Source organism: Nocardioides massiliensis, assembly GCF_030811215.1.
GTDB classification, from domain to species: domain Bacteria; phylum Actinomycetota; class Actinomycetes; order Propionibacteriales; family Nocardioidaceae; genus Nocardioides_A; species Nocardioides_A massiliensis.
In genome coordinates this window covers 3235032-3254651 of the sequence record NZ_JAUSQM010000001.1, presented here as the reverse complement: position 1 = coordinate 3254651, position 19620 = coordinate 3235032, and the positions used below count along the sequence as shown (strand labels likewise).

21 protein-coding genes are annotated in these 19620 nt (G+C 70.2%); 6 read left to right on the top strand and 15 right to left on the bottom strand.

Features of this window, described 5'->3' with window-relative positions; translation table 11 throughout:
• Nucleotides 1–10 precede the first annotated feature (10 nt).
• Nucleotides 11–676 carry a DUF5998 family protein gene (locus J2S59_RS16160; RefSeq protein WP_068122777.1) on the top strand — a complete coding sequence of 222 codons (666 nt, stop codon included), beginning with the start codon at nt 11–13 and terminating at the stop codon, nt 674–676.
• Nucleotides 673–1815: an alkaline phosphatase family protein gene (locus J2S59_RS16155; protein ID WP_068122774.1), complete on the top strand. Its 1143-nt coding sequence runs from the start codon at nt 673–675 to the stop codon at nt 1813–1815. Before J2S59_RS16160 ends, J2S59_RS16155 begins: the two co-directional genes overlap by 4 nt.
• Before the next feature lie 124 nt (nt 1816–1939).
• Here the strand turns inward: J2S59_RS16155 and J2S59_RS16150 are convergent, their stop codons facing one another.
• Nucleotides 1940–2593, bottom strand: coding sequence for a thymidine kinase (locus tag J2S59_RS16150; RefSeq protein WP_068122770.1), 654 nt, complete (start codon nt 2591–2593; stop codon nt 1940–1942).
• A gap of 58 nt (nt 2594–2651) precedes the next feature.
• Between J2S59_RS16150 and J2S59_RS16145 the strand changes: the two genes are divergently transcribed.
• Entirely contained in the window at nt 2652–2978 is a 327-nt protein-coding gene (locus tag J2S59_RS16145) for a sulfurtransferase (RefSeq protein WP_306441367.1), read from the top strand.
• A 60-nt stretch (nt 2979–3038) separates the two neighbouring features.
• A complete protein-coding gene (locus J2S59_RS16140) occupies nt 3039–3485 on the top strand; it encodes a sulfurtransferase (protein ID WP_306441366.1) in 447 nt (148 codons plus the stop codon).
• On the opposite strand, the gene J2S59_RS16135 is transcribed toward J2S59_RS16140, so the two are convergent.
• From J2S59_RS16135 to J2S59_RS16120, 4 genes are all read right to left on the bottom strand, one after another.
• Complete coding sequence (locus J2S59_RS16135) at nt 3377–3877, bottom strand: hypothetical protein (protein ID WP_068122768.1); 501 nt, start codon at nt 3875–3877, stop codon at nt 3377–3379. The two genes, J2S59_RS16140 and J2S59_RS16135, sit on opposite strands and share 109 nt — an antisense overlap.
• A gap of 149 nt (nt 3878–4026) precedes the next feature.
• The gene (gene sepH, locus J2S59_RS16130; protein WP_068122765.1) at nt 4027–5085 is read right to left on the bottom strand and encodes a septation protein SepH; all 1059 of its coding nucleotides are present in this window, start codon (nt 5083–5085) and stop codon (nt 4027–4029) included.
• 104 nt (nt 5086–5189) lie between these two features.
• Nucleotides 5190–6071 (bottom strand): hypothetical protein, encoded by an 882-nt coding sequence (locus J2S59_RS16125; protein WP_306825291.1) that lies wholly within the window; start codon nt 6069–6071, stop codon nt 5190–5192.
• Complete coding sequence (locus tag J2S59_RS16120) at nt 6038–6616, bottom strand: DUF6318 family protein (protein ID WP_068122758.1); 579 nt, start codon at nt 6614–6616, stop codon at nt 6038–6040. The genes J2S59_RS16125 and J2S59_RS16120 overlap by 34 nt, the downstream gene beginning before the upstream one ends.
• Before the next feature lie 421 nt (nt 6617–7037).
• On the opposite strand from J2S59_RS16120, the gene nrdR reads away from it, so the two are divergent.
• Together nrdR and J2S59_RS16110 are read left to right on the top strand one after the other, a co-directional pair.
• Nucleotides 7038–7559, top strand: coding sequence for a transcriptional regulator NrdR (nrdR, locus tag J2S59_RS16115; protein WP_068122755.1), 522 nt, complete (start codon nt 7038–7040; stop codon nt 7557–7559).
• 124 nt (nt 7560–7683) lie between these two features.
• Nucleotides 7684–10575 (top strand): vitamin B12-dependent ribonucleotide reductase, encoded by a 2892-nt coding sequence (locus J2S59_RS16110; protein ID WP_306825290.1) that lies wholly within the window; start codon nt 7684–7686, stop codon nt 10573–10575.
• A 95-nt stretch (nt 10576–10670) separates the two neighbouring features.
• On the opposite strand, the gene J2S59_RS16105 is transcribed toward J2S59_RS16110, so the two are convergent.
• The 10 genes from J2S59_RS16105 to mgtE all read right to left on the bottom strand — a co-directional run bounded on the left by J2S59_RS16105 (nt 10671) and on the right by mgtE (nt 19598).
• Nucleotides 10671–10877 (bottom strand): hypothetical protein, encoded by a 207-nt coding sequence (locus tag J2S59_RS16105; protein ID WP_068120266.1) that lies wholly within the window; start codon nt 10875–10877, stop codon nt 10671–10673.
• Between the two features lie 47 nt (nt 10878–10924).
• Nucleotides 10925–12226 (bottom strand): MFS transporter, encoded by a 1302-nt coding sequence (locus J2S59_RS16100; RefSeq protein WP_246360277.1) that lies wholly within the window; start codon nt 12224–12226, stop codon nt 10925–10927.
• An 85-nt stretch (nt 12227–12311) separates the two neighbouring features.
• Complete coding sequence (locus J2S59_RS16095; protein WP_068120264.1) at nt 12312–12527, bottom strand: hypothetical protein; 216 nt, start codon at nt 12525–12527, stop codon at nt 12312–12314.
• Nucleotides 12528–12711: 184 nt separating this feature from the next.
• Entirely contained in the window at nt 12712–14091 is a 1380-nt protein-coding gene (locus tag J2S59_RS16090) for an IS1380 family transposase (RefSeq protein ID WP_370871479.1), read from the bottom strand.
• Between the two features lie 120 nt (nt 14092–14211).
• A complete protein-coding gene (locus J2S59_RS16085; RefSeq protein WP_068116473.1) occupies nt 14212–15828 on the bottom strand; it encodes an ABC transporter permease in 1617 nt (538 codons plus the stop codon).
• The gene (locus J2S59_RS16080) at nt 15825–16748 is read right to left on the bottom strand and encodes an ABC transporter ATP-binding protein (protein ID WP_306825289.1); all 924 of its coding nucleotides are present in this window, start codon (nt 16746–16748) and stop codon (nt 15825–15827) included. The genes J2S59_RS16085 and J2S59_RS16080 overlap by 4 nt, the downstream gene beginning before the upstream one ends.
• Complete coding sequence (locus J2S59_RS16075) at nt 16745–17407, bottom strand: TetR/AcrR family transcriptional regulator (RefSeq protein WP_068121798.1); 663 nt, start codon at nt 17405–17407, stop codon at nt 16745–16747. Before J2S59_RS16075 ends, J2S59_RS16080 begins: the two co-directional genes overlap by 4 nt.
• A gap of 150 nt (nt 17408–17557) precedes the next feature.
• Nucleotides 17558–17866, bottom strand: a complete 309-nt coding sequence (locus tag J2S59_RS16070) for a DUF202 domain-containing protein (RefSeq protein WP_068121802.1) — start codon at nt 17864–17866, stop codon at nt 17558–17560.
• A complete protein-coding gene (locus tag J2S59_RS16065; protein WP_068121805.1) occupies nt 17863–18234 on the bottom strand; it encodes a YidH family protein in 372 nt (123 codons plus the stop codon). Before J2S59_RS16065 ends, J2S59_RS16070 begins: the two co-directional genes overlap by 4 nt.
• Before the next feature lie 41 nt (nt 18235–18275).
• Nucleotides 18276–19598 carry a magnesium transporter gene (gene mgtE / locus J2S59_RS16060; protein ID WP_306825288.1) on the bottom strand — a complete coding sequence of 441 codons (1323 nt, stop codon included), beginning with the start codon at nt 19596–19598 and terminating at the stop codon, nt 18276–18278.
• Nucleotides 19599–19620 lie beyond the last annotated feature (22 nt).

The window sequence follows — 19620 nt, the reverse complement described above, 5'->3', positions numbered from 1 at the left end:
CACTGCACGTATGCGCAGCAGGACCAACGAAGACCGCGGACCCTCGGCTGACCTCCAGGCCGCGATCGAGAAGACCGGCTACTACCCCGACGTCGTGGCCGGCGGCGTGGCCGCGGCCGTCGCCGGGGAGCGGATCGAGTCGTTCCTCGTCCATCACGAGCCGACGATCGACCGCGACGAGGTGCGCCGCCACATGAGCGTCCTCGTGCTCACCGGGAGCCGGCTCATCGTGGTCCACACCGACGAGCACGCGCCCGACGACCTGTTGCCCGAGCCCTACACGTCGACCTCCACCGAGGCGGTCGCGCTGTCCGCGGTCCGCTCCGTGGTGGTCAACCGGATGGTGGCCAACCCGGCGTCGTACGCCGGCACGACCGTGCCCTACCCGGGCGCCAACGAGGCCGTGCTGACGATCGGGTGGGGCGGGGTCAGCCGCATCGACCTCGAGCCGGCCGGCTGCTCGGACCCGCAGTGCGAAGCCGACCACGGCTACACCGGCGTGCTCGCCTCCGACGACTTCTCCATCCGCATGAGCGCCGCGGCCGACGGGCCCGAGGCGGTCGCCCGGCTGCTGGAGTTCGCCGAGACGCTGTCGGGCCTGACCCACGCGAGCGCCGGCGGCGCACCGGTGATCCGCACCGGCGCGCGACACGACCACGGCCCGGCTGCGCGGTGACCTCCGGGCCGGCCGAGTTCGTCGCGCCGGCGTACGGCGAGCGCACGCTGGGTGACGTCCTCCCCGCGGTGGCGCACGCGCTGGGCGCCGGATCCGGCTTCGCGCGTCCGGGGATCGACCTGCCCGAGGCGCAGCAGTACGTCGTCTTCCTCGTCGACGGACTGGGCGCCGACCTCCTGGCCGCGCATCCGGAGGAGGCGCCGTACCTCCACGCGCTGCTCGCCGAGCAGGGCGGCCCGGCGCGCGAGCTGACCGCCGGCGTCCCGTCCACCACCGCCACGAGCCTGACCTCGCTCGGCACAGCGCTGGCGCCGGGGGAGCACGGGATGATCGGCTTCAGTAGCCGCATCCCCGGCACTGAGGACCTGTTGTTCTCACTTCTGTGGGACGACCGGGTCGACCCCGAGCAGTGGCAGCCGCACCCCACCGCCTTCACGCGCCTCGAGCGCGCCGGAGTCCACACCACCGTGGTCAACAAGTCGGCCTTCGCCAGCTCGGGCCTGACCAGGATCGGGTTCCGCGGGGTGCCGTTCGTCGGCGCCGACGACGCGACCGCGCAGGTGGAGGGGGCACTCGGCGCGCTGCGGCACACGCCGTCGGTGGTCTACCTCTACGACTCCGACCTCGACGCGACCGGCCACACCCACGGCTGTGGCTCCTGGCAGTGGCGCGACCAGCTCGCCGCGATCGACCTGCAGCTCGAGCAGCTGCGCGAGGCGCTGCCCGCGTCGGTGCGCATCCTCGTCGTCGCCGACCACGGCATGGTCGACTCCCCGGCCGAGTCCCGCCTCGACATCGTCGCGCGCCCCGACCTCATGGACGGCGTCGCGCTCTTCGGCGGCGAGGCCCGCTTCCGCCAGCTCTACTGCCGCGGCGGCGCCACCGACGACGTCCTCGCCGCCTGGCGCGAGGCGGTCGGCGACCGGGCCGAGGTCCTCACCCGCGCCGACGCCGTCGCCCGCGGCTGGTTCGGCCCCCTCGACGCGGGCGTCCTCGCCCGGGTCGGCGACGTCCTCGTCGCCGCTCGCGACGACTTCACCGTCGTCGACACCGACCGGTGGTCCTTCGAGGCCCAGCTCGTCGGCTTCCACGGCTCCCTCACCCCTGCCGAGATGCGGATTCCGCTGCTGGTGGGGTAGGGCGCCAATTCGCTACACGTGTAGCGAATCCGCCACTTTGTAGACGTTCCAGTCGGCGTGTCGCGCAACTTCGGATACGCAGTGTGACTCCTGGGACGTCGTACGCCGACCCCTGCCGGACGCCTCAGCCGAACGGCAGCGGCTCGGACACCAGGCTGGCGGCCTGGGCCCGCGCCGCGGTGAGTCCTCGCCGGTGGTGCTGGCGACACAGCACCTCGTAGGCGACGTCGGCCGGGGGCTGGTCGGCCGCCTCGACGTCGCCGACGACGACCTGCGCACCTTTGGTGACCAGGACGCCGTTTTCGACCCGGGCGTTGTGGGTGGCGCGCTTGCCGCACCAGCACAGCGCCTCGACCTGCAGCAGCTCGGTGCGGTCGGCGAGCTCGACGAGCCGGGCGGAGCCGGGGAAGAGTCGGGTGCGGAAGTCGGTGAGGATGCCGAAGCAGAACACGTCGATCTGCAGCTCGTCCACGACCTTGGCCAGCTGCTCGATCTGCTGCGGGGAGTAGAACTGCGCCTCGTCGCACACGAGAAAGTCGATCCGGCCGCCGTGGGTGAGGTCGCTGACGACGTACTTCCAGAAGTCGAAGTCCGGCGCCACCTCGAGCGCCTCGTGCTCGAGTCCCAGCCGCGAGGAGATCCGCGACGTGCCGGCCCGGTCCTGGCAGGTGAAGATCCGGCCGACCCGGCCGCGGGCGGCGTGGTTGTGGTTGGTCTGGAGGGCAAGGGTCGACTTGCCCGCATCCATCGTCCCGGTCCAGAAGATCAGCTCCGCCACGGGCGCTGATGGTGCCATGCCCCTCGAGGTGGTGCGACGGCAGTGGTTGGATCGGGGTGTGAGCTCCCCGTTCGTCGACGTCGCGACCCTGCTCAGCGAGCTGACCGGTGCCCAACCGCCCACCCTCCTCGATGTCCGGTGGAGCCTCGGCGGGCCGCCGGGGGAGCAGGTCTTCGTCGAGGGTCACCTGCCCGGGGCGGCGTACGTCGACCTCGGGACCGCCCTCGCGGATCCGGCCTCAGACCCGGTCGACAGCCGCGGGCGGCACCCGCTGCCGGACCCCGAGCGGTTCGGTGCAGCGATGCGCGCGGCAGGCGTGCGCACCGGCCAGCCGGTCGTCGTCTATGACGGCGCGAACGGCGTGGCCGCGGCGCGTTGCTGGTGACTGCTGCGTCACCACGGCCACGACGACGTCCGCGTCCTCGACGGTGGGTACGCCGCCTGGTTGCGCGCCGACGCCCCCGCGGTCGTGGGGGAGAGCCCGGTCGAGCCAGGCGACTTCGTCGCACGCCCAGGCCGGCTACCGGTGCTGGCGCAGGACGATGTCGGGTCGTTCGCCGGGGTGCTGCTCGACGCCCGCACTCCGGAGCGCTTCCGCGGCGAGACTGAGCCGGTCGACCCCGTCGCCGGCCACGTGCCGGGCGCCCGCAACCTGCCCACCTCGGCGCTCGTGCGCGAGGACGGGACGGTCCGGCCCGCAGCCGAGCTGCGCGCGGCGGTCGGCGCGGTGGGCGCCGACGACGGGCCTGTCGCGGCGTACTGCGGCTCGGGGGTGACGGCCGCTCACACCGCCCTGGTGCTGGCCTCGCTCGGGATCGAGGTCGCGCTCCAGCCGGAGTCGTGGAGCGGCTGGGTCGCCGACCCGGCGCGCCCGGTGGCCACCGGCGACTGAGCGATCCGCTCGAGCAGCTCCTCGAGGTACGGCGCCACCTGGTCCGGCCCGAGCAGAGCAGCCTCGATGCCGCGCCAGCCGAAGCGGCGCGCCCCGTCGATCTCGACCGCGGCGTCGGGGACCGCGTCCGGAGCGAGCACGGTGCGGTGGGCAGCGCCGGCGACCCGGTGCTCCTCGCAGTCGCACTCGGCGCGCAGCAGGGCGACGGTCAGTGCGCTGGCGGCGTACTCCTCCAAGCGGATCGTGGTGCCGCGCGCAGTGAGGCGCAGGACGGTGCCATCGTCAGCGAAGGGCCGCAGCAGCAGGGTCACCGGCACGCGCTGGGACGCCGGTAGGAGTGCCAGTCCGGCGGTGCGCAGAGTGCGGGACAGCAGGGGAGAAGCAGCGAGCATGAGGGTTCCGTTCCGAGGGTCGCAGTCGGTCGAGGCAGGGGATGCCGACCGATGCGGTCGGCGTCAGGCGCAGCGACAGCAGCGACAACAGGAGCGGAAAGGCGCGTTCATGATGGGCAGACGCTAGCAGGTCGATCCCGGGGCGGGGATCAGTCTCGGCGGCCGCCGCCCCCGCCGAACATGATCTCGTCCCAGCTCGGCACCGACGAGCGGCGCTTGCGCGAGCCCTTCGGCTTCGCGGGCTCCGGCTCGGCGGGCTTCTCCGGCTCCGGAGCAGCCTTGGGCTCGTCCGTCGCTGCGGGCTCGGCGTCCTGCTCGACGGCCGTCTCGTCGGTGGCCGGGGCGTCCCGGCGTACGGCGTCCGCGGCCTCGGTCAGGTCGACGGTCTGCTCGCGGTCCGGGTCGCCGGTGGCGTCGGCATCGGTGGCCTCGGTCTGGTCGGCGTTGGCACCGGACTCGTCCTCCTGGGCTGCCCGCAGCCGGGTGATCTCCTCGACCTCGGCCTCGAGGTCGTGGACCAGGGCGATCGCGTCGTCGCCGAGCGGCAGCTCGTTGTCGGCGACGGCGGCGAGCCGGCGCGGACCGGTGGGGGTGGACTGCTTCGGGGTGGAGGGCGTGGCGCTGCGGGGCTGCTTCTCGCCGATGAGGATGCGCGCGGCGTCGTCCTCGGGGACGACGTACTGGCCCGGGACGTCGTAGCTGAAGGTCGCGCGGACCGCCTTGCCCTCGAACTGGTAGTCGGCGACCAGGCGCCAGCGGCCGTCCTCGCGGCGCCAGGCGTCCCACTCGACGGAGCCGGCCGAGACCTTGAGGGCGAGCAGCGCCTCGGCGACGGCGTCACCGAGGGTGCGGGGTCCGCCGGGTGCGGCGTCGGGGCCGCGGCGGACCGAGGAGCGTTGGGCGCGGTCGGCCATGTGGGCGCGCTCGGCAAGCACGGGCGCGGCGAAGGCCATGATCTTGTCGACGGTGGTCTGCGCGGCCTGGGCGACGGCCTCGGCCGACTCGCCGGCACGGATCCGAGCCTGGATGTCGCGGGGCCGTAGGGCGCTTTCCATGGAGATCTCCAACTGGCCGAGCCGGGTCTGGTCACCGCGAAGTGCAGCGCGAAGGCGGGAGTCTACGGCGACGGCGAACTCCTCGCCCGCGTCGTTGATCAACATCAAGCGGTTGCCGTCCGAGCTGAGACCGACCACCGAGAGCTGTTGCATCGCCGGCCGGCTCCCTTCTCGTGACTGCTCTCCCTCGTCGGGCGAGCCTACGTCAGGGCGACGGCGTGGCTGTGGCGGCGCGCGGGGCGGCGGTCGGTTGGGCCCTATCGCGTCAGCACCGGTGTCGCCTCGGTGACCTCGAGCGACCCGGTCGGACCCTCGATGGTGACGGTTTCGGAGATCGGCCGCCACGGCCCGCCCTCCACCTGGAACCGCGCCCGGTAGGTCACATCCACCCGCGGCGCGAGCGGCTCGTCGCTGGCCGAGGCGTAGCGATGGGTGATGTCACGGGCGGGGTACGGCGCACCCGGCTCCGTCGTCGTGCGGCTCGTGCCGTCGCCGTGGTGCCAGGTGAACTCGACCGGCTCCGCCTCGATGGTCACCGCCCGCCCGAGCAGCGTGACGTCACGGGTCTGGATCTCGGCGTCGGCGAAGAAGATGGTGTCGAAGTTGACCAGCGTCGTGCCCTCGGGCTGGGTCTGAGCGTGCGCCTCCGGCAGGCCGAGGCGGCGCAGTGCGCGCAGGACGATCGCGGGGGTGATCTCGGCGGGGGTGGCTTCGGGGAGGGTGGGTTCCTCGCCTGTGGGCGTGCACTGGCCGCCGATGGTTACCCAGCGGCCGGTGGCTGTTTCCCGACCGAGTATGTGCCAGTACATCTGGCCCGGCGGACAGAACCACTGCTGCTCGCATTCGGGGATGCGTACACCGAGCCTGGAGCCACACGCAGGCTCTGACCGGTATCCGTCATATCGAGGTTCGCCGTCGCCGTCGCCGCGCACGGGCGTCGCGTCACCTGGTGTCGAGCCGGGCGGCTGATTACGTTCCACATCGACGAAGAAGACGTCATCGTCCGCGCCGCCGCCGATCTGATCCTGGGCTAGTGCCGCCGCGTCGAACTGGAAGGCCGCAAGAAACAGAGCGAGGTAGAACGCCGCGAGACGCTTGAGTGTCCTCATGAAGGCGTCCGGATTTCGAGGACGATCCACCTGTCCTGCCAGTCGAGGACAAACGAAATGCTCTTCGTCGAGCTTTGTGTTGGGCTAGGGCTCTGACCATCCCTGGTCACCGATCCCTGGTTAATCTCCATGCGGGTGACCACGATCAAGTCGCCCTCGGGCGGGTCGTACGGGTTGATTGTGGACGTGGCAACGTGCCAGTCGCCGCCGTCGACTACCAGCGACCCCGCCCGTATTTCGTCGGCGGTCTCTGAAATTGCTCGGCACTGAATGCACCCGTCCGCACTGTGTCGTCGGATTGCTTGCCCGCCGACGCCGGAACGGGTGCTGTTCAGCACCTCCACCCAGTGCCTGACAAACGCCTCCGCCCCCTCCGGCGTGTTCTCCCGCGCAGCAGCGGGCAGCTCAGGCGCGGCGGGGGAGTCGCTGGCCGTAGCCGTCGGCGAGGGCGAGGCGGAGGGAGTCGTCGCGGCGGACGGCTCGGGGTTGTCGCTACACCCGGCGACGAGCAGCAGCGGCAGCGCGACGGCGAGCGCGGCGCGTCGTGCGCGGGCGGCGGTGGAGGGGGTGGGCATCAGCTGCTCCTGTGGGTCCCGAGAGTGGAGCTCGCGTCCGAACCTAGACGGCCCGAGCCGCGGCTGACCAGACCCCATCGGCGGGCTGTGGACAGCGCCGACCCGACCCCACCGTCGCCGTACGGACCCGCGACACGCCCGCCGAGCACTGTCGGTGGCATGGCGTAGAACGGAATTCCTCGGGCTGACCTGCGGTTTTACCTACAGCGGCTGAAGCAGCCCGAGGAAGTTGTCGAAGCGTGTTGCACACGTGGTGCCGAGGGCCTACGGTTACCACTACATCTAGTAGTTACAACGATGTGGTTTTCCACATCTAGCGGGTCGTTCCCCACAGGGGAAGCCGCTTCATCCCCACCTCATCCACAGGATGAACGGGGCGAAAAGCCTCATCGAGACTCGGTTCGGAAGGGAGCGCAGCACGATGCACTGTCCGTTCTGCCGCCACCCGGACACCCGCGTGCTCGACAGTCGCACCGCCGACGACGGCAGCGCCATCCGCCGTCGTCGCGTGTGCCAGAACGACAGCGGCGGCTGCGGGAAGCGGTTCACCACCGTCGAGCAGATGCAGCTCGTCGTCGTGAAGCGCTCCGGAGCCACCGAGCCGTTCGAGCGCGCCAAGGCGATCGCCGGCGCCCGCAAGGCGTGCAAGGGCCGTCCCGTCACAGAGGACGACCTCGCGTGCCTGGGCCAGGCGGTGGAGGACGCGCTGCGCGCCTCCGGCTCCGCCGAGATCCCGGCCCACGAGGTCGGCCTCGCCATCCTCGGTCCGCTGAAGGCCCTCGACGAGGTCGCCTACCTGCGGTTCGCGAGCGTCTATCGCGCCTTCGAGTCCGCCGACGACTTCGTCGCCGAGGTCGCGGCGCTGCGCGCGGAGCGTTCGCTCACGCAGGAGTCCTTGGCCGAGCTGGTCGAGGGCGAGACCGCCTCAGCCGATTCGGGCTGACCCACAGACCGCCCCGGCACATGGAGGGGAAGCCGTGTGCCGGGGCGCCAACCACCCCGACAACTCCCCACACCACCACCAGCACGAGCAGCCACACATCCAGCCGGGACCAGAAGGGGAACACATGACCGAGACGGTGAGCGGAGCAGCGAGCACCCGCCGCAAGGGCAAGAACAACGGGCTGACGATCGACCGGGTCTTCAGCACCGCGGGCGTCCACCCGTACGACGAGATCACCTGGGAGCGTCGCGACGTCGTCCAGACGAACTGGAAGACCGGTGAGTCGGTCTTCGAGCAGCGCGGCGTGGAGTTCCCCGACTTCTGGTCGGTCAACGCCTCGACCATCGTCACCACGAAGTACTTCCGCGGCGCCGTCGGCACCGACGCCCGCGAGTGGAGCCTCAAGCAGCTCATCGACCGCGTCGTGAAGACCTACCGCAAGGCGGGCGAGGACCACGGCTACTTCGCGTCCCCGGCCGACGCGGAGACCTTCGAGCACGAGCTGACCTGGCTGCTGGTCCACCAGTACTTCTCGTTCAACTCCCCGGTCTGGTTCAACGTCGGCACCGAGTCGCCCCAGCAGGTCAGCGCCTGCTTCATCCTCTCGGTCGACGACTCCATGGACTCGATCCTGAACTGGTACAAGGAAGAGGGCTTCATCTTCAAGGGCGGCTCCGGCGCCGGCCTGAACCTCTCCCGTATCCGTTCCTCCAAGGAGCTGCTCTCCTCCGGTGGTACGGCGTCCGGCCCCGTCTCCTTCATGCGCGGCGCCGACGCGTCGGCAGGCACCATCAAGTCCGGTGGCGCCACGCGCCGTGCGGCCAAGATGGTCGTGCTCGATGTCGACCACCCCGACATCGAGGAGTTCGTGATGACCAAGGCGCGCGAGGAGGACAAGATCCGCGCGCTGCGCGACGCCGGGTTCGACATGGACCTCGGCGGCGAGGACATCACCTCCGTGCAGTACCAGAACGCCAACAACTCGGTGCGCGTCAGCGACGAGTTCATGCGCGCGGTCGAGGACGGCACCGAGTTCGGCCTGCGTGCCCGCAAGACCGGCGAGGTCATCGAGACCGTCGACGCTCGCGACCTGTTCCGCAAGATCGCCCAGGCCGCGTGGGAGTGCGCCGACCCGGGTCTGCAGTACGACGACACGATCAACGACTGGCACACCAACCCCGAGACCGGCCGGATCACCGCGTCCAACCCGTGCTCGGAGTACATGTCGCTCGACAACTCCTCGTGCAACCTCGCCAGCCTCAACCTGCTGAAGTTCCTCAAGGACGACGACACCTTCGACGCCGACCTGTTCGCCAAGGCCGTCGAACTGATCATCACCGCGATGGACATCTCCATCTGCTTCGCCGACTTCCCGACCGAGCCGATCGGTGACACCACGCGTGACTACCGCCAGCTCGGCATCGGCTACGCCAACCTCGGCGCGCTGCTGATGGCGATGGGTCTTGGCTACGACTCCGAGGGTGGCCGCACCATGGCCGCCACCATCACCTCGCTGATGACGGGTCAGTCCTACAAGCGCTCCGCCGAGCTCGCCGCGGTCGTCGGTCCCTACAACGGCTACGCCCGCAACGCCGAGGCCCACAAGCGGGTCATGCGCAAGCACCAGGCCGCCAACGACGCCGTACGCCCGCTCACCATCATCGACTCCGCCGTCCACAAGGCCGCCACCAAGGCCTGGGACGCGGTCGTGAAGCTGGGGGAGAAGAACGGCTACCGCAACGCGCAGGCCTCCGTGCTCGCGCCCACCGGCACCATCGGCTTCATGATGGACTGCGACACGACCGGCATCGAGCCGGACTTCTCGCTGGTCAAGTTCAAGAAGCTCGTCGGCGGCGGCTCCATGCAGATCGTCAACCAGACGGTGCCGCGGGCGCTGAAGAAGCTCGGGTACGCCGAGGAGACCATCGAGGCGATCGTGGAATACATCGCCGAGCACGGTCACGTCATTGACGCCCCGGGCCTGAAGACCGAGCACTACGAGGTCTTCGACACCGCCATGGGTGCGCGCGCCCTCAAGCCGATGGGCCACGTGCGGATGATGGCGGCGGCGCAGCCGTTCCTGTCTGGCGCGATCTCGAAGACCGTCAACCTCCCCGAGGACGCGACGGTCGAGGAGATCGAGGAGGTCTTCCTCCAGTCGTGGAAGCTCGGTCTGAAGGCGACCGCGATCTACCGCGACTCGTGCAAGGTCGGCCAGCCGCTGGCGACCGGCAAGGGCGAGAACAAGGGCGCAGCCGCGGAGGCTCCTGCGGCCGCCGAGCCGGAGACCAAGACGGTCGTCGAGTACCGCCCGACCCGCAAGCGGCTCCCCAAGAGCCGGCAGTCGCTGACCACGTCCTTCACCGTCGGTGGCGCCGAGGGTTACATGACCTCGGGTGCACACGAGGACGGCGAGCTGGGCGAGATCTTCCTCAAGCTCGGCAAGCAGGGCTCGACCCTGGCCGGCGTGATGGACGCCTTCTCGATCGCGGTCAGCATCGGCCTGCAGTACGGCGTCCCGCTGGAGACCTACGTTTCGAAGTTCACCAACCTGCGCTTCGAGCCGGCCGGTCTCACCGACGACGCTGACGTGCGGATGGCGCAGTCGATCATGGACTACATCTTCCGCCGCCTGGCCCTGGACTACCTGCCCTTCGAGGAGCGGGCGGCCCTGGGGATCTACTCCGCGGAGGAGCGTCAGCGCCACCTCGAGACCGGCTCCTACGAGCCGATCGTCTCCGAGGCGGAGTCGCTGAAGTCCACGCCGGCTGAGCCGCAGCAGGCGGTCGAGGCGCAGTCCTCATCGGTCGAGGCGACCTCTCCGTCGGTCGAGCCTGTCGAGACCAAGGCTGCCAAGCCCGCCCCGGCCGAGGCTCACACCTCCGCCGAGCTGCTCGAGCAGATCACCGGTACGGCGGTCGACTCGCCGCTGTGCTTCACCTGCGGCACGAAGATGCGCCCTGCCGGCTCCTGCTACGTCTGTGAGGGCTGCGGTAGCACCAGCGGTTGCAGCTGATGTGAGCCGATAACCACCGGCAACGACTTCCGGCTCGGTCCCCCCTCGTGGGGAGACCGAGCCGGAGTCGTTTCCCGCCTCGTCTCGGTCCGGTGTCATCGCCCCCGTTGCTCGGGACTGCTGGTCTGGGTCGAGTCCGCGCCGGTCTCTTCCACGGACTCGGTGCGCTCGTCCGACTCCTCGAGAATCTGCTGAGCCTGGGCGTGCGGGTCGTCGCTGCCAACCGCCTCCTCTTCGGGGAGCAGGGCGGTGCGGTTCTCGACACGCTCGGCGTCTTGGTCGTCATCGGGTGTGTGGGTCATAGCCTTCGCTTACCCGAACTGACCACCGGTCGATCAGCGTCGCCGGCTCAAGGGTCGGTGGGGACGATCCCGTCGCGGTCGCTCAGGACTCGCGCCCGGGTTCGCCGGCGGAAGCGCCAGATCTGGGTGATGCCGAGTGCCCAGAGGACGTACTGGGCGCTCATCGCCCAGGTGAACGCATCGGCGGGATAGTCACCACCGCCGGGAGTGCGCCAGTCCAGGATCACCCCGATGGCGACGACGAGCACCAAGCTCGCGATGAAGCCACCTTGATTGATGATTCCGGTGGCGCTGCCCAGGCGCTCTGCACGGTTGGAGGTGCGCCCGATGTCGAAGCCGATCATCGAGGCCGGCCCGCCGATGCCGACCACGATGATCAAGATGACCAGGACAGGCAGGGGCGCGGGACCTGGCCAAGCCAGGACGGCCGTCCACATCACCACGATCGCCGCCAGGATCACCAGCACCAGGCTGGAACGGTGCCACGGGTGGCGGGTGATCAGCCATGCCAGCACCGGGCCTGCGCCCATGACCGCGACCACAAGGAGCGTGAGGAGCAGTCCCGCGGTCGTCGAGGAGAGCCCCTGGCCACGTACCAGGAACGGATAACCCCACAGAAGGCTCAGCGTCGTGGAGCTGAACTGAGTGGTGAAGTGGGTCCAGAACCCCAACCGGGTGCCGGGGTGGGACCAGGCCTCGGTGAGGCTGCCGCGCATGCCGGCGAAACTGAGCGGCTCTCCCGAAAGCGAACGATGCTCGGGGCTGTCACGGACGACCAACAGCAGAGCTAGTGCCAGCACCACGCCGATACCTGCCGCGAGCAGGTAGCTGGTCGTCCACCCCAGCTGGCGCAGACCCCACGTCATGGGCACCGCTGCGAAGATCGCCCCGCTCTGCCCGAGCACCCCGGTCAGTTGGGTCACCAACGGGATGCGGCGCGCTGGGAACCAGGTGGTCACCAGCCGCAGCACACAGATGAAGACCATCGCGTCCCCGAGCCCGACGCCGACCCGCGCGACCACCGCGACCGGGTAACTGGTGGCGAACGCGAAACCGACCTGTGCCGTGGTCAGCGTCGCGATTCCCGCGAGCAGCATCCGGCGCGAGCCGAAACGATCGAGCAGCAGCCCCACGGGGATCTGCATGCCGGCATACACGAGGAGCTGGAGCATGGTGAAGGTCGCCAACTCCGCGGCGGAGATGTCGAAGCGGTCACTTGCCTGGAGGCCCGCCACCGCCAGCGAGGAGCGGTGGAAGACTGCCAGCACGTAGACGGCCAGTGCCACCACCCAGATGGTGAGTGCCCCGCCTGGGCCTCCGGTGCGGGGCGGGCGGAAGCGGAGTGGCACCGTTGCATCGTAGAGACCGGAACCTAGGCGATCCCACGCCGACCCACGACGGGGTCAGACCCATGTCCCTCGTGGTGCGCGGCGCTCAGGCAGTGCCGCCGCGTTCGTCGGGACTGCTGGTCTGGGTCGACTCCGCGCCGGTCTCCTCAGGGTCCTCGGTGCGCTCGTCTGACTCCTTGAGGATCTGCTCCGCCTGGGCCTGTGGATCGTCGCTGCCATCGCCGACCTGCTCTTCGGGGAGCAGGGCGGTACGGCGCTCGACGCGGTCGTCGTCACTGTCCTCATGGGGTGCGTGCGTCATGGTGTCCTCTTACCCGTCCGCGCGCGCTCGACGCGCACTCAGCCCTGATCCACCGACGTTGTTTCTGTAGTGGTCGTTCTCGGCGCTGGCGGGTATCGCGGCGTCGTGGGCGTGCGGGACCTGCCGGTCTACGCCGGTTCTTCCACTTCAGGGTCCTCGGTTGCGCCCGTGCTGGGCTGGATGGTCACGTCGTGGCGGGTGTTGGTGGTCCGGTCGCGAGCGCGTGGAGGGTGTCCCACTGCTCTGCCCAGGGCCATCGGATCGGGAGGTGCAGGATGAGTCGGCGGCCGGTGGCCGCGATCCGGGCGGGGATGTTGATGATCCGCTTGCGCAGGGTCGCCCATCGGACCTTGGCCATGTTGGCGGCGACGGCGGTGGCACGGGCGATGTTGAACGCGATCACTGCGAGCGCGACCCACGCGGCGTTCGCCGCGTACTTCCCCGACGGCAGGTGCGCCAGGGCGCCGTCCTTGAGTTCGGCGATGACCTGCTCGACGATCGCGTGGTCACGGTGAGCCTGGTCTGCCTCAACGATGTCGAGGGTGGAGTTGGTGATGAACGCGTGGTGCCGGTAGCTGGCGAACAGCTCACCTTGTTCGGTGCCGTCGCCGGCGAGGGCCTGGAGCCGCTTGACCCGGCGCACAACCAGCCGGCAGGCCACGTGCTCGGCCTTGCGGCGGCCGGTGAACGCCACGAAGGCCACCTCGGCGACCTCCGCGTCGGAGATCCAGCGCTGCTCTGTCTCCTCCCAGATCGCGTTCGGATACTTGATCGGTGTCCATGCTTCTTGGTCGATGCCGGTGATTGCGGCGCTCACGCTGGGGGTCATCCGGGCGGTCACGGAGAACCAGGTCTTCGCGCGGATCGCGGTCCCGACGAAGGCCCATCCGTAGTAGGCCGAGTCGGCCCGGCACAGGATCGGGCCCTTCACGCCCGATGCACGGGCGGTGCCGATGGCCTGGGCCAGCAGCCGGCCGGCACCCGCTGCGGACGCGGTGTTGCCCTTGCGTAGCCGTGCCCGAGCGATCACGGGCGCGCTCAACGGCGTGGAGACCGTGGCGAGCTGGATGTTCAGCCCCCGCACCCGGGAGTAGCCGTAGGCGGCGCCTTGCTTGGCATAGCCGTGGACCTCGCGGATCGTGTCATCGACATCGATGAACGCGGTCTCCTCAGCGGCATCGCCGCCAGCGACCAGTCCTGGAACCCGGTCGGCGAGGCCGGCCAGGAGCCGGCCACCGACCGCGTCGAGCTGCTGCACGTGCCCGTGGGTGAAGGAACGTAGGAACGTGCCCAGCGTGGAGGGTGCCCGCACCCCGCCGAACAGCCGACCCATCCCGCCGTGCCGGAGTAGGTCCAGGTCATCGATGCTGTCTGCGCCCGCGAGCATCCCGCCCACCACGCTGGTCGCCTTCGTCGCCGCATTCGGCGAAGGCACCGTCAGTCGCTGCGCGAGGAGATCGTGCAGGCCGGCCGACTCGGCCAACCGAAGCGCCGGAACCAGACCTGCGGCCGACACCAAGTTCGGATCATCGAAGACGGGCCTGATCGTGTGAGAGGCTTTCACTTACGAGGTGTCCCTTGCTCGGCCCGGAATCGTGTGTGTGGTAACTCCGATTCTCTCGCCCAGCAAGGGCATTCTCGTTCTACGCCACGCTCAACTCTCCACCCATCGGTGGATCAGGGCTTAGACGACGTTCACCCCACGTCGTCGGAATCCGACCATGCCGAGCACAACCGTGAGCACCGCCGACGCCACGATGACGACGAAGGGGGTCAGAGCGAAGCTCTCGACCGGGTAGCGCGCCAGGTGGTCCATGGGGGAGAGCTGGCGCAGCTGCGCGGGGAGGTCCAGGAGATCGGCGAAGAACGCCACGATGCCGATCAGGACCACCAGCGTCCACCCCAAGGGCGCCATCAACCGTGGCGCCCAGCCGAACGCCGCGCCGCAGATGCCCAGGACGAGCAGGACCGCTGGCGCCGCGTTGAGGTGCGCGGCCACGACGGGGCCGATCAATGTCCAGTCGCCGGTCACGGCGGCGGCGGCGAGCCCCGTGCCGATCCCGGTCACGACCAGGACCAGGGCAGCACCGATCGCGACCACGAGCACGTGGGACCCCGCCCACCGCAGGCGGCTGACGGGCGTGGCCAGGACGGCGTCGGCGCGACCGCGGGCTTCCTCGGTTCGCAGCGTCTGCATCGCGAACACGACGTACCCAGCAGTGATGACGCCGACGAACCACCCGAGGAACGCGACCCAGCCGTCGAGCAGCCCCTGGGTGCCGAACATCTCCTGAAGCGCTGCCGGCATGTCGTCGCCGGCGTCGAGCATCGCCTGCGTGAACGCCCCGTCCACCGCACCCAGGACGAGGATGGCGGCACCCCAACCGAGAAACGCCCCACGCTGCAGTCGCGCTGCCAGGCCCACGGGGCGCCCGAGCCAGGGCTTGGCCCATGCCGCCCCGGGGCGGGCGGGGAGGAGGCTCGCGCCGAAGTCCCGCCGCCCCTGCAGTGCGTACGCCGCAGCCGTCGCGACCACCGCGAGCGCGACCGGCAGCAACAACGGTGCCCAGCGATCGTGGACGTACGGCGCGGCCTGTGCGGGCCACCCGAGCGGCGAGACCCAGGACAGCGCGCTGCCGCCGACCGCCGCCATGTCGCCGAGCGCGCGCAAGACGAATGCGGTGCCGAGCGTGGCGCCGGCCATCCCGGCGGCGGCGCGGGAGTACTCGCTGAGCTGCACGGTGACGGCCGCGATGCCGGCGAACGCCATCCCGGTCAGGCCGGTGCCGATCCCGACCAGGACCGAACCCGTCGGAGCGAACCCGTTGGCGATCGCTAGGGCTGCCACGATGCCCGCGGCCAGGATGTTGGTGATCACGGCGACCACCAGCGCGGCCGTGAGCGCGGCGTGCCGTCCGGTGACGTTGGCGCGGACCAGCTCGGCCCGACCGCTTTGCTCCTCGAGCCTGGTGTGTCGGGTGATCAGCAAGATGTTCATGACGGCGGCGAGCAAGTACAGGTACGGCGCGTAGCCGGCGCCGAAGAACCGTTCGTACGTCGGCGCGTCCATGCCGAAGGCGGGCCCGGTGAACATGCGCCCGACGGGTTGGGTGAACAGCGGGACGACCGAGGCGAGGTCGTCCTCGGTGGGGGCGAGCTGGGGGAGTGCTGCCCCGATGTAGACGACGAACAGGCCCAGGCCGCCCACCCAGGCGGGCAGCTTGATCCGGTCCCGGCGCAGCAGGAAGCGCACCAGCGTCCCGGTGCCCGCGAGGGAGCTGGTCAGCCGACCTCGCCTCACGGCGCCGGCTCCGTCGGCGCGCCGTGGGGAAGGACGTCGCCGTAGTGACGCATCAGCAACGACTCCAGCGTCGGTGGATGAGCGACCAGGGAGCGGACGCGTAGGGGTGCGAGAGCACGCACCACCTCGTCGATCCGGTCGCCGTCGACCTGGAGCCGCATCTGACCGTCCTCGACGGTGAGGTCGTGCACCCCGGGCAACCCAGCCAAGCCGGAGGCCGGCTCAGCCGTCTCGGCGACGACCGTCGTGCGGGTCATGTGCCGCAGGTCCGACAGGCTGCCGGTCTCGACGACGCGTCCCTGGCGCACGATCGAGATGCGATCGGCCAGGACCTCGACCTGGGCCAGGATGTGGCTCGACAGCAGCACGGTGCGGCCGGCGCCCTTGGCCTCGCGGATGGTCTGCTGGAAGACGACCTCCATCAGCGGGTCCAGGCCGGCCGTCGGCTCGTCCAGCAACAGGAGCTCCACGTCGGAGATGAGAGCCGAGATCAAGGCGACCTTCTGCCGGTTGCCCTTGGAGTAGGTGCGCGCCTTCTTCGTGGGGTCCAGACGGAAACGCTCACACAGCTCATCGCGACGGCGTCGATCGAGCCGGCCCCGGAGCCGGGCGAGCAGGTCGATCGCCTCCCCGCCACTCAGGTTGGGCCACAGCTCGACGTCACCGGGCACGTAGGCCAAGCGCCGGTGCAGTTCGACCGCATCGCTCCAGGGGTCACCCCCCAGCATTCGCACAGTCCCACCGTCGGCGCGCAGCAAGCCAAGCAGCACCCGCATCGTCGTCGACTTCCCGGCGCCATTCGGACCGAGGAAGCCGTGGACCTCGCCTTCACCGACCTCGAGATCGAGGCCGTCCAGCGCTCGGGTGCTCCCGAACGACTTGACCAAGCCCTGGGTGGAGATCACCGGCGTACCGCTCATGCCCCGTCGCCCCCTGTCCCTTCCGCTCCGCTGTCGAACACCTGGTTCAGCTCGTCGAACGCACCGTTCTCGGTCAGTCCTTGGGTGTAGAGCTCGATGATCGGTCGCATGTAGGGCGCCAGGCTCTGCGGTTGCGCGGCCGCGTCGAGGAAATCGACACCGAGCAGCCGGTGGACGTGCTCGTGCAGGGCAAGCGCACTCAGCGACCAGATGACCAGCACGATGACCCGCTCGCGCGGCGTGGCACTCGGCTTGATGAAGCCGGCCTCCTCGGCCGCGGCCATGTAGTCCTCCGCGTCGGCGATCATCTCGTCGATGAGCTCGGCGACGTGGCTGCCTCCTTCGGTCAGCGTCCGAGCGAGGTAGCGCAGGACCGGGCGGCTGCGCTCCATCTGCCCCAACGCGACGAAGGGGTCCAGCTGCGGGCCCTGAGCGATGGTCGCGCGCTTGTTCTCGCGGATCACCCGCAGAACGTGGTCGTCGCACGCCCGCTGAAGGCCGTCCTTCGACCCGAAGTGGTGCACGATCAAGGCGGGGGAGACGCCGGCCTCGGTGGCGACGGCCTTCAGGCTGGTGCCCTTCGCTCCGTGCTTGCCGAACAACTGGATCGCGGCCTCGACCAGTCTCTGCGCGCCGCTCTGGCTGTCTGCCTGCGTCATGACACCCTTCTTCGACCTCACTGACTGAATGTTCAGTCAGGCGTCTTCACGGTAGGCAGGACCGGAGGAGACGTCAACCGCGGTGCGGAACGATCTGTTGCGCGCGCGCTCACGCCCCAGCACCAGCACCAGCACCAGCGAGGCTGGGGCTCACCTCAGTGCCAGTGCCGTCGCTTCGGTGACGGCAATGAGGCAGGTAGCGATGGTGAGGAACAACGGCGCCCGTCCTCCCCGCTGACGCCGACGCAGGCGCTCCCCGGTGTGCTGGGCGTAGCGCCAGCGGGACTCGACGAAGACCCAGGCGCAGAGCAGCACGGAGACGGCGAGCACGGCGACCGCGACCACGCCGAGCCGGTCGAAGGTGAACCGAGCGACGATCGCTGCGCCCGCAGCGATCGAGAGCGCCGTACGTTGCCAGGCGAGTCCGGTGCGCTCGTTGGCGAGACCGGTATCGGTCACGGCTGCAGGCCGACGATCAGCACCACGATGCCGATGAGCACGAGACCGAAGGCGAGCAGCAGCGCGAAGCCGAACGAGGGCAGGTGCTCCTGACGGCGGATGGCCCGCTCCGCCCGTGCCCAGCGCAGCCACGCCGCGATCGCACACAGCAGACCCATCCCGACGAGGACGGCCGCCAGCGTCCGCTGCAGGCCACGACTCATGTCGAGGGACACGACGTCGATGGCCACCGCGCCGGCGAGCAGCGCCAGGGAGGTGCGGATCCAGGCGAGGAAGGTGCGCTCGTTGGCGAAGCTGAACCGGTAGTCGGGCTCGCTGCCGGTGCCATAGACCGACTTCGGCCAGCGTCGATCAGGGGTTCGGCTCATCGGACCTCCACCACGCTCGTCGTCGCCATCCTGTCGCCCTCCTACAAGCCCAGCACGGCCTGGGCGATCAGGAAATACATGATCAGCCCGGTCGCGTCGACGAACGTCGTGATGAACGGCGCGCTCACGACCGCCGGGTCGAGGCCGAGGCGGCGCGCGAGCATCGGGGTAAGCGCACCCGCCGTGGTGGCGAGCGTGCACACCACGAGCAGGGCGAGGGCCAGCACGATCGCCACGTCGCGCCCGGCGACGAGGCTGGCCGGCAGAAAGCCGACGATCGACAGGGACAGTCCGAGGAAGAGACCTGCGACCGCCTCCCGACCGACGACGCGGGGGAGGTCGCCGAACCGCACGTCGCCGACGGCCATGGCCCTGACCACGGTGGTGGCGGTCTGGGCGCCGGTGTTGCCGGCCGTGCCGATGAGCAGCGGCACGAAGAGCGCGAGCGCGACCACCTCGGCGAGGGTGTCCTCGAAGTAGTCGAGCACGTTGACCGTGAGCGTGGCCGCCGCGATCAGCACCAGCAGCCACAGGATGCGACTGCGCACCAGCTCGAGGATCGTCGTGCTGAGGTACGGCCGACGCAGGGGATTGGTCGCCACCGAGCGGGCGACGTCCTCGTCCTCCTCCGCTTGCAGGACCCGGATGGCGTCATCGACGGTGAACACACCCAGCAGGCGGCGCTCGTCGTCGACCACGGGCGCGGCGACCAGGCCGTGGTCGGCCACGACGCGCGCGGCCGCCTCCTGACGCTGCGAGGCGCGCACCGTGACCGGCTCGGACATGACCTCAGCGACCGGCGTGGTGGGCTCGGTGACCAGCAACCGGCGCAGGGAGACCACGCCCTCGACGTGGCGACCCGCGCCGACGACCGCGACGGTGTAGATCGTCTCCGCGTGCCGCTCCTGGTCGAGCACCTGCGTCAAGGCCTCGCCGACGGTGGCATCGACCGCCACGGCGATCACTTCCGGCGTCATCCGTCGGCCGACGGAGCGCGGGGGATAGCCGAGCAGCGCGGTGGTCATCGCCTGCTCGCGCGGGTCGAGGCCGGAGAGGACCCGCGCGGCGACGCCGGCCGGGAGCTCCTCGAGAAGGCCGGCGCGGTCGTCGGGGTCGAGGTCGGCGATCAGCTCGGTGACGGCCTCGTCCCGCAGCTCCTCGACCAGCTCGCGCTGCAGCGGCGGGTCGAGGTCCTCGAACGTCGCCAGGGCGAGGTCCTTCGGCAGCGCCCGGAACGCGACGGCGCGCGCGAAGGAGTCCAGTCGCTCGAGCTCGTCGACGATCCCCGGGACGTCGTACTCACACAAGACCTCGCGGATCTCGCGCAGGTCGCCGTTGCGTGCCAGTCGTGCCAGGTTCGCCACGGCGTACGTCCCTCAGGGTCGG